Annotated in this window: 11 protein-coding genes and 4 pseudogenes; 10 read left to right on the forward strand and 5 right to left on the reverse strand. The window is 64.6% G+C overall.

Annotated elements, in window-relative coordinates; all coding sequences use genetic code 11:
• Positions 1 to 18 precede the first annotated feature (18 nt).
• The 4 genes and pseudogenes from VEIS_RS30930 to VEIS_RS22980 form a co-directional block, all read right to left on the reverse strand.
• Positions 19 to 201, reverse strand: a pseudogene (locus tag VEIS_RS30930) (DMT family transporter); the annotation flags it as partial.
• 8 nt (positions 202 to 209) lie between these two features.
• A pseudogene (locus tag VEIS_RS30935) lies at positions 210 to 380 on the reverse strand (carboxymuconolactone decarboxylase family protein); the annotation flags it as partial.
• Between the two features lie 8 nt (positions 381 to 388).
• Positions 389 to 1,624, reverse strand: a complete 1,236-nt coding sequence (locus tag VEIS_RS22975) for an MFS transporter (protein ID WP_011812416.1) — start codon at positions 1,622 to 1,624, stop codon at positions 389 to 391.
• Positions 1,625 to 1,674: 50 nt separating this feature from the next.
• On the reverse strand, positions 1,675 to 2,472 hold the full coding sequence (locus VEIS_RS22980; RefSeq protein WP_041951211.1) for a putative hydro-lyase: 798 nt from the start codon (positions 2,470 to 2,472) through the stop codon (positions 1,675 to 1,677).
• Between the two features lie 227 nt (positions 2,473 to 2,699).
• On the opposite strand from VEIS_RS22980, the gene VEIS_RS22985 reads away from it, so the two are divergent.
• Entirely contained in the window at positions 2,700 to 3,641 is a 942-nt protein-coding gene (locus tag VEIS_RS22985; RefSeq protein ID WP_011812418.1) for a LysR family transcriptional regulator, read from the forward strand.
• Here the strand turns inward: VEIS_RS22985 and VEIS_RS30940 are convergent.
• Positions 3,578 to 4,078: pseudogene (locus VEIS_RS30940) on the reverse strand (hypothetical protein); the annotation flags it as partial. The gene VEIS_RS22985 and the pseudogene VEIS_RS30940 sit on opposite strands and share 64 nt — an antisense overlap.
• Positions 4,079 to 4,253: 175 nt before the next feature.
• Between VEIS_RS30940 and fba the strand changes: the two are divergent.
• From fba to VEIS_RS23030, 9 genes and pseudogenes are all read left to right on the forward strand, one after another.
• Positions 4,254 to 5,318 (forward strand): class II fructose-bisphosphate aldolase, encoded by a 1,065-nt coding sequence (fba, locus tag VEIS_RS22990; RefSeq protein ID WP_011812420.1) that lies wholly within the window; start codon positions 4,254 to 4,256, stop codon positions 5,316 to 5,318.
• Between the two features lie 108 nt (positions 5,319 to 5,426).
• Entirely contained in the window at positions 5,427 to 6,557 is a 1,131-nt protein-coding gene (locus VEIS_RS22995) for a Re/Si-specific NAD(P)(+) transhydrogenase subunit alpha (RefSeq protein WP_011812421.1), read from the forward strand.
• A 62-nt stretch (positions 6,558 to 6,619) separates the two neighbouring features.
• The gene (locus VEIS_RS23000) at positions 6,620 to 6,946 is read left to right on the forward strand and encodes an NAD(P) transhydrogenase subunit alpha (RefSeq protein ID WP_041950299.1); all 327 of its coding nucleotides are present in this window, start codon (positions 6,620 to 6,622) and stop codon (positions 6,944 to 6,946) included.
• The gene (locus VEIS_RS23005; RefSeq protein ID WP_011812423.1) at positions 6,943 to 8,376 is read left to right on the forward strand and encodes an NAD(P)(+) transhydrogenase (Re/Si-specific) subunit beta; all 1,434 of its coding nucleotides are present in this window, start codon (positions 6,943 to 6,945) and stop codon (positions 8,374 to 8,376) included. Before VEIS_RS23000 ends, VEIS_RS23005 begins: the two co-directional genes overlap by 4 nt.
• A 595-nt stretch (positions 8,377 to 8,971) precedes the next feature.
• A pseudogene (locus tag VEIS_RS31285) lies at positions 8,972 to 9,190 on the forward strand (ATP-binding cassette domain-containing protein); the annotation flags it as partial.
• Between the two features lie 121 nt (positions 9,191 to 9,311).
• Complete coding sequence (locus VEIS_RS31290; protein ID WP_011812424.1) at positions 9,312 to 10,034, forward strand: ABC transporter ATP-binding protein; 723 nt, start codon at positions 9,312 to 9,314, stop codon at positions 10,032 to 10,034.
• 113 nt (positions 10,035 to 10,147) lie between these two features.
• Positions 10,148 to 10,963, forward strand: coding sequence for an ABC transporter permease (locus VEIS_RS23020; RefSeq protein WP_198137924.1), 816 nt, complete (start codon positions 10,148 to 10,150; stop codon positions 10,961 to 10,963).
• Positions 10,960 to 11,754 carry an ABC transporter permease gene (locus VEIS_RS23025; protein ID WP_011812426.1) on the forward strand — a complete coding sequence of 265 codons (795 nt, stop codon included), beginning with the start codon at positions 10,960 to 10,962 and terminating at the stop codon, positions 11,752 to 11,754. The genes VEIS_RS23020 and VEIS_RS23025 overlap by 4 nt, the downstream gene beginning before the upstream one ends.
• Positions 11,755 to 11,777: 23 nt before the next feature.
• The gene (locus VEIS_RS23030; protein ID WP_011812427.1) at positions 11,778 to 12,830 is read left to right on the forward strand and encodes an extracellular solute-binding protein; all 1,053 of its coding nucleotides are present in this window, start codon (positions 11,778 to 11,780) and stop codon (positions 12,828 to 12,830) included.
• Positions 12,831 to 12,976: the final 146 nt, after the last annotated feature.

Consider the following 12,976-nt stretch of genomic DNA (forward strand, 5'->3'; position numbering starts at 1 on the left):
GATGCCCGCCCCGCCCCTTCATCCGTCGGACGTGACCCGTTTGAACCCGATCACGCCCGCCGGGATGAGCGCGATGCACGGCAGCCGCATCGGCGCGGCCGAGTCGCCCGGCACCACCATGCCCACGATCGCGGTGCCGGCTGCGCCGATGCCGGTCCAGACCGCGTAGCCCGTGCCCATCGGCAGGGTGCGCATCGACAGGGTGCGCATCGAGAGCGCATGTCGATGCAGTGGGCGCAGCCGTCGATCTGCGACACCCGCAGGCAGACGAGATCGACCCGTTGCTTGGGCAGGCCGCTTTTCCGGACGGCGACGTACGCCCCGCCGAAGGCCTTGTAGACATCGGGCGCAACCTTGGCGTAGTCGATGCGATGGCCCATGATGCATTTCAGTCCTCCGACGAGAGCTCGAGCCCGCCCGTTTCGGGCAGCAGCAGCGAAGCGACGATCACCAGCAGGTAGCCACCCGCCGCCATGTAGCCGATGGCAATGCCCAGCGGCATCGAGGTGCTCATGTAGCCGATGAGCGCCGGGCAGATCGAGCCGACGGCGCGGCCGAAGTTGTAGCAAAAGCCCTGGCCCGAACCGCGCACGCGGCTGGGAAACAGCTCGCTCAGATAGGCCCCCATGCCCGAGAAAATGCCCGAGAGAAAGAAGCCGAGCGGAAAGCCGAGCACCAGCATCATCCCGTCGGTGATCGGGATCTGCGTGTACGCAATCACCAGCAACCCGGCGCACAGCGCGAACAGCATGAAGCAGCGGCGGCGACCCAGCTTGTCCGAGAGCCACGCGCTCGTGAGGTAGCCCACGAAGGAGCCGAGGATCAGCACCAGCAGGTAGCCGCTGGTGTTGAACACCGAGAGGTTGCGCTCCATCTTCAGGTAGGTCGGCAGCCAGGTGGTCACCGCGTAGTAGCCGCCCTGCATGCCGGTGGCCAGCAGGCCCGCGAGGATCGTGGTCTTGAGCAACTGGGGCGAGAAGATCTCCAGGAAGTTGCCCTTGTCTCCCTCCTGCGCCATGCGCGCACGGGTCTGGTGATAGACCTCGGGGTCGCTGATGTTGCGGCGGATGTAGAGGATCAACAGCGCCGGCAGCACGCCGATCCAGAACAGCACGCGCCAGGCGAGCGCCGGCTCCAGCAAGGCATACACGGCCCAGAACGCGATGGCCGAGACGCCCCAGCCCACCGCCCAACTGCTCTGCACCAGCCCCACGGCCTTGCCGCGGTGGCGCGCCTGGATCATCTCGGCAATGAGCACCGAGCCCACCGACCATTCACCACCGAAGCCCAGGCCCTGCAGCGCGCGCGTGACGAAAAGCTGCTCGGGCGACTGCGTGAAGCCGCTCAGGAAGGTGAAGAAGCTGAACCACAGCACCGTGAGCTGCAGGATGCGCACGCGGCCGTATCTGTCGGCCAGGATGCCCGCGAGCCAGCCGCCGATGGCCGAGGTGACCAGCGCGCCGGTCGCGATGTAGCCGGCCTCGGTCTTCGTCATGCCCCACACCAGGATCAGCGTGGGGATCATGAAGGTGTAGATCATGTAGTCGAACGCATCGACGCCGTAGCCGGCAAAGGCCGCGACCAGCGTCCGGCGCTCCTGGGGTTTGGTTTCCTGCAGCCACATGGTGGAAATCCTCCGGGTGATGAAAAAAAGTGTGGAAAAACCGGGGGCGCTCAGGCGAACGGGAGGTCGCGGTTGAGCATGTCGGTGATCAGCATGTAGCCCGGCGAGTGCGTGATGCACAGCGCGGGTTTCGCGGCCATCACCACCGCCTGCGGCGTCACGCCGCAGGCCCAGAACACGGGCAGTTCGTCGGGCGCGATACGCACCGCATCGCCGAAGTCGGGCTGAGTGATGTCGGCAATGCCGATGAGCGCGGGGTCGCCGATGTGCACCGGCGCGCCGTGCACCTGGGGTACGCGCGCGGTGATCTGCACCGCGCGAATGGCGTCGGCCGCCTTCATCGGGCGCATCGACACCACCATCGGCCCGTGGAAGGGGCCGGCCGGCACGGTCTGGATGTTCGTCCTGTACATGGCCACGTTCTTGCCTTCGTCCACATGGCGCAGCGGAATGCCCGCCTCGATGAGGCCGTGCTCGAACGAGAACGAGCAGCCCAGCACGAAGGCCACGAAATCGTCGCGCCACAGCGCCTTCAGGTCGTCCACCTCGCCCACCAGCACGCCATCGCGGTAGACGCGGTAGGCGGGCACGTCGGTGCGGATGTCGATGTCGCGCCCCAGCGTGGGCAGCGCCGGGTCGCCGGCCTGGCCGACCGCCAGCAGCGGGCACGGCTTCGGGTTGCTCTGGCAAAAGCGCATGAAGTCCGAGGCCAGGTCCACGGGCAGGATCACCAGGTTGCCCTGCACGTATGCCGGCGCGAGGCCGCTCGTGTGGCGGCGCCAGCGGCCGGCGCGGATGGCCTGCCGCGCCTCCCGGGTGTCTGCGAACGTTGCGTCGGGCGCCTGCATGGCACTGCCCGTATCCACCCATTCCATTGCGTACCTCTCGATGTCATGCTTTTGTGCCGGTGCAGGACTTGCCTGCCGGCACAGCATCGATGTCAATGTCAATGTCAATGTCAATGTCAATGAAGGGCGATGAAATCACGGCACGCCGGTGGCGTCGACTCAGAAATTGTTCGCGCCCTCGATAAGATTTTTTTAAGAACCGCCTTGCACCGAACACCGACGGACCGATGAACACACGCTTTCTGGAGACGCTGGTCGTCCTTTCCCGCCTGAAGAGCTTTCGCGAGACGGCGCAGGTGCTGCACACCACGCAGGCGGCCGCATCGCAGCGCATCGCGGCGCTGGAAGACGAGCTAGGGGTTTTCCTTGTGGACCGCTCCCATCGCACCCTGACCCTCACGCCCGTCGGCGAGCAGGTGGTGCGGCAGGCCGAGCGCATGCTGGCGCTGGAACGCGAGCTCAAGCGCGCGACGCAACCCGATGCGCCGCCCGCCGGGCGCGTGCGCATCGGCGTGATCGAGACCGTGGTCCACACCTGGCTCACGCCGCTGATCCACGGGCTCACGCGCCGCTTTCCGGCGGTGGACCCGGACATCACCGTCGAGCCGGCGCGCAACCTGCGCGAGCAGTTCCGCCAGCACAAGCTCGACCTCTTGATCCAGAACGACCCGGTCGAAGAAGCAGCCGGCAATGTGGAACTCGAAGTGACGCCGCTGTCGCGCTTTCCGATCCGCTGGATCGCGCGGCCCGATGTGTGGCGCACGCAGGACATGCTGACGCTGGAGGACCTGGAGCGCATTCCGGTGCTGACCTATGTGCGCACCTCCAGCCCGCATGCGCATGTGCGCGCGCTGTTCGCGGGCCGCGAGACGGAACCGCGCATCTGTAGTTTCCCGTCGGTGCAGTCGATCGTGCAGCTCGTCAAGGAAGGCTTCGGCGTGGCGGCGATTCCGCCGATCTTCGTGCAGCGCGAGATCGAGGCCGGCGACCTGAAGCTCTGCGAGGGGCCCGCCCTGCCTGCGCTGGTCGTGACGGTGACGCGGCCCCGGGAATCGTCGCCCGCCGTGGCGGCGATCGGCACCATCATCCGGCAGGTGGTGGGGAGCTACTGCAAGACGGCCGGCCCGCCGTGGGCCATCGACCTGCAGGCGGAGGCCGGGTCGGCCTGACCGGTCAGGCCGGACCAGATCAGGTCCAGCGGCCTTCCACCGGCTTTTTGCACCCGCTTCAGCACGCTGGAGAAGTCCAGCGCACCATGGCCCGCTAGTGTCGCGTCACCGATCAGATGTCGTAGGCTGCGCGCAGCCATCGGAGCGCAGCGCAAGGCGCATCGCGCAGCCCATACCGAGCGTATTGGCAAGCGATGCAACGCCGCGATGCGCTTCGATGGCCAGCGCAGACCGACAGATGATCGGTGACGCGACACTAGGCTGCGCGCCAGGCCACCGAGCGGCGTGGCGGCGCGAACGGCCGGCGCGTTCTCCTGCGCCAGTCCCGGGTCCTTGGGCATCAGGTCGGTGCCGAAGCCGCCCGCGTAGTTCTTCGAGACGGGCGACGTTTCCATCACGCCCGGCATCGGGTCGTACTTTTCGGGCGCCCGGTTGCCGCAACAGATCGACGTTTTCACTCCTCATGGGTTCCGGCCCTGGTCATCGGCCGCAGGGGCCGATACCGGTCGCCGCCCCCGGCTAGAATTGCCGGTTACCAACCGGTTACCACCAGCGCGGCTGGCCCGCAGCCCCTTTGCCGACCTTGTCCCGACCTTGAACGGAGTCTCGACCATGCCCCTCGTTTCGATGCGCGAACTGCTCGACCATGCTGCCAGCAACGGCTATGGCATTCCGGCCTTCAACGTCAACAACCTGGAACAGGTCCAGGCCGTGGTCGCCGCAGCCGATGAAGTCGGCGCCCCGGTGATCCTGCAAGCCAGCGCCGGTGCGCGCAAATACGCTGGCGCGTCGTTCATCAAGCATCTGATCCTGGCCGCCGCCGAAGCCTATCCGCATATTCCGCTGGTGATGCACCAGGACCATGGCGCATCGCCGCAGGTCTGCCAGGGCGCCATCGATCTGGGTTTTGGCTCGGTGATGATGGACGGCTCGCTGCTGGAAGATGGCAAGACCCCGGCCACGTTTGAATACAACGTCGCCGTGACGCGCCAAGTGGTACAGATGGCGCACCAGGTGGGCGTCACCGTCGAAGGCGAGCTCGGCTGCCTGGGCAACCTGGAAACCGGCGCTGCCGGCGAAGAAGACGGGGTCGGCGCCGAAGGCCGGCTCGAGCGCAGCCAGATGCTGACCGACCCCGAGGAGGCGGCCAGCTTCGTCAAGGCCACCCAGCTCGATGCGCTGGCAATTGCCATCGGCACCAGCCACGGCGCCTACAAATTCAGCCGCATCCCCAGCGCTGACATCCTGGCCATCGACCGCGTCAAGCAAATCCACCAGCGCATCCCCAACACCCATCTGGTGATGCACGGCTCCTCGTCGGTGCCGGCGCCGCTGCTGGCCATCATCAACCAGTACGGCGGCAAGATCAAACAGACCTACGGCGTGCCGGTGGCGCAAATCCAGGAAGCCATACGGCATGGCGTGCGCAAGATCAATATCGACACCGATATCCGCCTGGCGATGACCGGCGCGGTGCGCCAATTCCTGCACGAAAACCCGGACAAATTCGATGCCCGCGAGTGGCTCAAGCCGGCCCGCGAAGCGGCCAAGGCGGTGTGCCGGCAGCGCTACATCGATTTCGGCTGCGAAGGCCAGGGCGCCAGGATCAAGGGGCACAGCCTGCAAGCGGTGGCCGCCCAGTACGCTGCGGGCACCTTGGCGCAGGTGGTGCACTGATTTCCGGGCCATGGGGCCACGGCCCGGCGCCGGCCAGGGCGGCAACCCCCGGGATTTCTTCAGGTAAGCTCGCGGCCAGCCATTTCACTGCCCCATCGAGGAGATCACATGCTGATTGGTGTGCCGGCGGAATCCAGCGCAGGAGAGACCCGGGTCGCTGCGACGCCCGAAACCGTCAAAAAGCTCAAGGCCCAGGGCCATACGCTGCGTATCGAATCAGGTGCCGGCACGGCGGCGAGCGTGCCCGATGCGGCTTATGCGGCGGCCGGGGCCGAACTGTCCGATGCCGCAGGCGCCTGGGGCGCGGACCTGGTGCTGAAGGTGCGCAGCCCCTCGCCGGCCGAAACACCACGGCTGCGCGCTGGCGCCACGGTGGTGGGCATGCTCGATCCGCTCGATGCGGCGGGCCTGCAACGGCTGGCCGGCGCGGGGGTGACGGCCTATGCGCTGGAAGCGGCCCCGCGCACCACGCGGGCGCAGAGCATGGACGTGCTGTCCTCGCAGGCCAATATCGCCGGCTACAAGGCCGTGATGATTGCCGCCGACCGTTACCAGCGCTTCTTCCCGATGCTGATGACGGCGGCCGGCACGGTCAAGGCCGCGCGCGTCGTCATCCTCGGCGTCGGCGTGGCGGGCCTGCAGGCCATTGCCACAGCCAAGCGCCTGGGCGCCGTCATCGAGGCGTCCGACGTGCGGCCGAGCGTCAAGGAGCAGGTCGAATCGCTCGGCGGCAAGTTCATCGAGGTCTCCTACGACACCGATGAAGAAAAGCAGGCCGCCGTCGGCGCCGGCGGCTATGCCAAGCCGATGCCGGCAAGCTGGCTCGCGCGCCAGCAGGCCGAAGTCGCCAAGCGCGTCGCGCTCGCCGATGTCGTCATCGGCACCGCCCTCATTCCGGGCCGCGCCGCGCCGACGCTCATCACCGCAGACATGGTCAAGTCCATGAAGCCGGGTTCGGTGATCGTCGACATCGCCGCCGGCAAGGGCCCCGGCGGCGTGGGCGGCAACTGCCCGCTGTCGGAAGCCGACAAGACCGTGGTGCAACACGGCGTGACCATCGTTGGCGCGACCAACCTCGCGGCGCTGGTGGCAGCCGATGCCTCGGCGCTGTATGCGCGCAATGTGCTGGACTTTCTCAAACTCATCATCAACCGCGAAGGCGCGCTGCACATCGACCTGCAGGACGACATCGTTGCCGCCTGCCTGATGACGCACGAGGGTGCGGTCAGGCGCGCATGAACCGACGCCGGCGGTTGCCCCATGCAACCTGCGCGCCAGCAACGCTCAACGAAAGACCCCCGATGGACACCGTCTCTCCCACCCTGATCAACCTGATCATCTTTGTGCTGGCCATCTACGTCGGCTACCACGTCGTGTGGACGGTCACCCCAGCCCTGCACACGCCGCTGATGGCGCTGACCAACGCCGTTTCTGCCATCGTCATCGTCGGCGCCATGCTGGCTGCGGCCCTGACCGAGACCCTGCTGGGCCAGAGCATGGGCGTGCTGGCCGTGGCGCTGGCCGCAGTCAACGTCTTCGGCGGCTTTCTGGTCACGCGGCGCATGTTGGCGATGTTCCGCAAGAAAGCCAAGCCGGCCGCGCCCCAGGCCGAAGGAGGCCGGACATGAGCATGAACCTGGTCACGCTGCTGTATCTGGTCGCCAGCGTCTGCTTCATACAGGCCCTCAAGGGGCTGAGCCACCCCACCACCTCGATCCGGGGCAACCTCTTCGGCATGGCCGGCATGGCCATTGCCATCCTGACCACGGCAGCGCTGATCGTGCAATTGTCCGGGGCGTCCGCCGGCAAGACCCAGGGCATGGCCGCCTTGCTCACCGCCTTGCTGCTCGGCGGGGCCGCCGGCGCGGTCATGGCCCACCGGGTCGAGATGACCAAGATGCCCGAATTGGTGGCCTTCATGCACAGCATGATCGGCCTGGCGGCGGTGTTCATTGCCATCGCCGCCGTGGCCGAGCCCTGGGCCTTCCAGATCGTCGCCAAGGGCCAGCCGATACCGGCCGGCAACCGGCTCGAACTATTCCTCGGGGCGGCCATCGGCGCCATCACGTTCAGCGGCTCGGTGATCGCCTTCGGCAAGCTGTCGGGCAAGTACCGGCTGCGGCTGTTCCAGGGCGCGCCGGTGCAGTTTGCCGGCCAGCACCTGCTGAACCTGGGGCTGGGCCTGGCGACGCTGGGCCTGGGCCTGGGGTTCATGCTCACCGGCAACTGGGCGGCCTTTTTTGCGATGCTGGCGCTGTCGTTCGTGCTCGGCCTGCTGATCATCATTCCGATTGGCGGCGCGGACATGCCGGTGGTGGTGTCCATGCTCAACAGCTACTCGGGCTGGGCGGCGGCCGGCATCGGTTTTTCGCTGAACAATGCCATGCTGATCATTGCCGGCTCGCTGGTGGGCAGTTCCGGCGCGATCCTGAGCTACATCATGTGCAAGGCCATGAACCGCTCGTTCTTCAACGTGATCCTGGGCGGCTTCGGCGGTGACGCAACGGCCGTCGCAGCGGCCGACCAGCGCCAGCGCAGCGTCAAAAGCGGCAGCGCCGACGATGTTGCCTTCGTGCTGGGCAACGCCGAAACCGTGGTCATCGTGCCGGGCTATGGCCTGGCCGTGGCGCGCGCCCAGCATGCCGTCAAGGAACTGGCGGCCAAGCTCACCAGCAAGGGCGTGACCGTGAAATACGCGATCCACCCGGTGGCCGGCCGCATGCCAGGCCACATGAACGTGCTGCTGGCCGAGGCCGAGGTGCCCTATGACCAGGTCTTCGAGATGGAAGACATCAACGGCGAATTCGGCCAGGCCGATGTCGCCATCATCCTGGGCGCCAACGACGTGGTGAACCCGGCCGCGCACACCAAGGGCAGCCCGATCTACGGCATGCCCATCCTGGAAGCCTACCGGGCCAAGACCGTGATCGTGAACAAGCGCTCCATGGCGGCGGGCTATGCGGGCCTGGACAACGAGCTGTTCTACATGGACAAGACCATGATGGTCTTTGGCGACGCCAAGAAGGTGGTCGAGGACATCGGCAAGGCGATGGAGTGACCCGTTGCCGTTGTGCCGTTGCCGCCAGGCGCCGGAAAACGAGTCCAGGCCAGCGGAAACCCTGTTTGGATGATGGCCGCCCGTCCCCTCCTGGATGATTCGGCGCTCGCCCCGGACGGTTGGCGCCCATCATTGCGGCCATGGTGCCGACGGGTGCCGTGGCCTCGAACTGGCACGCAACTGGCTTGGGGACCTTGGCATGACGAGACCCTCTGACCGCGACACACAGCCCGCTGCGGCAGGTCGATCGAGCGCCTGCCCGGGCCAAGCCAAGTGCAGGTGCAACCGGCGTCTGCCGGGGAGGCCGGCCAACGAAGCCGCAGTGCGCCCAGGCGGCCGGCGCACAAGCGTTTGCCAGCCAAACTGCGGGCCTCGGGCCGCGAATCGTCGTTGTCCGAAGACCGCCGGGTCAAGTGGCCATGGGGCTGCGTCGTGCGCCGGCAGCTGATCGAATCGATAGCAGCGGCCAAGGCGCGCGGCCACTGCGCCGGCCATGCGGCCATCGCCCCTCGCACCCTGTGCGCACCATGGTTTGGGAAAGGCCAATGATCCGATGAACCCTCTTGCCGTAGCGATTCGAGTAGCCCAGGTGACCATGGTCTACCCCGGCGCGCCCAATGACAAGGCTTTGGACAACGTTGGGCTGGACATTTTCGAGAACGAATTCTTCACCCTGCTAGGCCCTTCGGGCTGCGGCAAAACGACCTTGCTGCGCCTGATTGCCGGCTTCGAGCAGCCCACCCGGGGAGAGATCCGGCTCGATGGCGCATCCCTGGTTGGCAAACTGCCGTTCGAGCGTCCGGTGAACACCGTATTTCAAAGCTACGCCCTGTTTCCGCATATGACCGTGGCGCAAAACATCGCCTTCGGTCCGCAGATGCAGCGCAAACCCGCAGCGCAAACCCGCAGCGCAAATCAACGCGACGGTAGAAAAAATGCTGGCACTGGTGCGGCTCACGGAACTGGGCGCGCGCAAACCCGCGCAGTTGTCGGGCGGACAGCAGCAGCGCGTGGCTTTGGCCCGCGCACTGGCAACCCATCCGCGTGTGCTGCTGCTGGACGAATCCCTGTCCGCGCTGGACTTGCAACTGCGCAAGGAAATGCAGGTAGAACTCAAACGCTTGCAGCGCGAGACCGGCATCACCTTCGTGTTCGTGACGCATGACCAGGAAGAAGCCCTGACGATGTCGGACCGCATTGCAGTCATGTGCGCAGGCAGAGTCCAGCAAGTGGGGTCGCCGGCGCAAATATACGAGCGGCCAACGAACCGCTTCGTCGCAAGTTTCATTGGTGAAACCAACCTCTTGCGCGCCATCGCGCAAGAGGGCGTGCTGGACTTCGGCCATGCCGGACGGATGGCCTTGCCCGACAGTTCGTGGACGGGGCCACTGACTCTGGCCGTGCGGCCCGAGCGGCTGCAATTGATCACCGCCGAAATGGCGGCCGCATTGCAATCCCAAGGCGCATCCGTATTGCAGGGCACCGTGCGCAACCTGGTGTACATGGGGCATGACACCACCTACTCAGTGCAACTCCAGGGCCAGGCACTGTGCAGTGTGCGAACGCAAAACGCGCAGGGTGCGGCGCAGGTGTTTGCGGTCGGCGATGCAGTGGGTCTGCGCCTGGATGCAGCCGCATTGCGGCGGCTGAACGATTGACTGGAACTACCATGCAGATGCCGCGCATTGCCCCGCCTGCCTTGCGACGCTTCAGCCAGCGCTGGGGACAGTGGCTGCTGCTGGCACCCACATTGGCGACCCTTGGCCTGTTCATGGTGCTGCCGATGCTGTGGGTGGCTGTGATGTCACTGCTCGAAGCCGCCCCCTACGGCGGCGTGCGTTGGGGGCATTGGACGACGGATGCCTATTTGCGCTTTTTCATGGAGTTGGACCTCGATGGCCATTGGGTCCTGAATACCGACTACATGGCCATATTCTCCAGATCATTCGGGCTGGCGCTGGCCGTCGTGGTGATTACCCTCGGTGTCGGTTTTCCGCTGGCTTTGCACATTGCCCTTCAGGAAGAAAGCAAGCGCAACCACATGCTGCTGTGGATTACCATTCCATTTTGGGTCAACCTGCTGGTGCGCACTTACGCCTGGATATTGTTGCTGCGCAACGGCGGAGTGATCGAACAAAGCCTGAACCTGGTGGGCTTTCAGACCGGGGGACTCAACATTTTGTACACCCCGCTGGCGACAGGCATCGGTCTGGTCTACGCCTATCTGCCCTTCATGGTGCTGCCAATTTATACCAGCCTGGAAAAAATGGACTGGCGTCTGTTCGAAGCGGCGCTGGACCTGGGCGCTACGCGGTGGATGGCGCTGCGCCGGATCGTCATCCCTTTGGCCATGCCGGGGATTGTCGCGGGCTGCCTGCTGGTATTCATTCCGGCGCTGGGCGCTTATTACATCCCGGAACTGCTGGGGGGTGGCAAGCAAATGATGATTGGCAGCCTGATCCAGTCGCAATTCGGCGTGGCACGCAATTGGCCCTTCGGTTCGGCACTGGCTTTCGCATTGCTTTCGATCGTGCTGGCAGGCATGTTGCTGTATACGCGCCGGTTCAAAAAGGCTCTGGACACATGACCCACCGCAACACCGCGCTGTGGCGCTTTCCCGGGCTGGGATTGAACTTCGGCATCGCATTGGTCTTTTTGTACCTGCCGATCGTGCTGCTGGTGCTGCTGTCGTTCAATGAAAACAACGTGGCCACCCTGTGGACCGGTTTGTCCCTGCGCTGGTACGGCATTGTCTTTGACAACCCGAACATCCTGCGGGCGGCCGGAAACTCGATGCTGGTGGCATGTGTCGCCACCGTCGTCTCCACGGTCTTCGCCGGCATGGCCGCGCTGGCCATGGCGCGCCGGAATTTCAAGGGCCAGAACGTGATCAGCGGCATGTTGGGGCTGCCGTTGCTGGTGCCGGAAATCGTCACTGCCGTGGCATCGCTGCTGTTTTTTCTGTCCTTGGGCATGGATTTGGGGCTGCGCACGGTGACGATAGCGCACATCGTGTTTTGCATTCCGTTCGCTTACCTGCCGATACGGGCGCGGCTGGCGAACATGGACCCGCGGCTGGTCGAGGCGGCGGCAGATCTGTACGCATCCCCCGGGCAGGCATTCCGCCGGATCACCCTGCCCTTGTTGATGCCGGGCATCATCAGCGGCGCGATGCTGGCATTCATCGTGTCGCTGGATGACTTCGTCATCACCTTCTTTGTCGCCGGCCCCGGCGCCACCACATTGCCGGTCTACATCTTTGGCATGGTGCGCATGGGGATCACGCCGGAAGTCAACGCCCTGGCGGCCTTGCTGCTGATCGCATCCATGGTGTTTGTCGGTCTTTCGTGGTGGATTGGCCAGCGCGACCGCCGTTGATTTTTGATCCGATGGAGATGAAGATGCTTGGGAAAATCGTGACCAAACTGGCCGCCCTGGCCATGACAGCCGGTATTTTGCTCTCCGGAGCAGCGCATGCCGAAGATGCCATCAATTTATACAACTGGTCCAACTACATTCCACCGGACTTGCTGAAGAAATTCGAGAAAGACACCGGCATCAAAGTGCACCTCGATGTCTACGATTCCAATGAGACATTGCTGGCCAAAATCAAGGCCGGGGCTGCCGGCTATGATGTCATCGTTCCGACGGATTACATGATAAAGATCATGATCGACGAAAAGCTGCTCACCCGGTTCGAGGCCGGCAAGCTGGCCAACTTCAAGAACGTCATGCCCCCGCTGGACAAGCCTTCCTTTGACGCAAAACGGGAATACTCCGCGCCCTATATGTGGGGCGTCACCGGTTTCACATATGACAGCGCGCGCGTTCCGGGCGGCAAACTCGAAGACAGTTGGCAATCGTTCTTCGAACCCCCCGCCGCGCTCAAGGGACGGGTAGCGGCGCTGAATGATGCAAACGACATATTTTCCGCCGCATCCCTGTACCTGGGCATAGACCAATGTACCGAAGACCCGAAAGCCGGTCAGAGGATTCTGAACGTTCTCGAAAAACAAAAACCCTTTCTGGCCACGTACAACTCGAATGGAACCATTGAACGCATGCAAGCCGGGGAAGTGATAATGCATCACCAGTGGAACGGTAGCGCCTTCCGCACCAGGGAAAAGCTCAAGACCGCCGTGTTCGTGATTCCACGCGAAGGAGTGCCTTTCTGGAACGATAATTTTGCGATTCCCGTGGGCGCAAAAAATCCCGAAGGGGCCAGGAAATTCATCGATTGGATGATGGCTCCAGAGAACATTGCCATCGCCTCCAACTTCACTGGCTACAACAATGCCATCAGGGGTGCGGACCAATTCATGAATGCCGCTTTGCGTGCCGACCCCGGCGTGAATCCCGGCGACGAAATGCGCAAGCGCTTCCGGCCCAACCAGATCTGTAGCCTCAAAGCCATGGAATTGCGCAACAGGATCTGGACGCGGCTGATGCGCTAGTGTCGCGTCACCGATCAGATGTCGCAGGCTGCGCGCAGCCGTCGGAGCGTAGCGCAAGGCGCAGCGCTTGCCCATACCGAGCTGTATTGGCAAGCGATGCAACGCCGCGATGCGCTTCGATGGCCAGCGCAGACCGACAGATGATC

Origin of the sequence: Verminephrobacter eiseniae EF01-2 (assembly GCF_000015565.1) — a bacterium.
Lineage (GTDB): Bacteria > Pseudomonadota > Gammaproteobacteria > Burkholderiales > Burkholderiaceae_C > Acidovorax > Acidovorax eiseniae.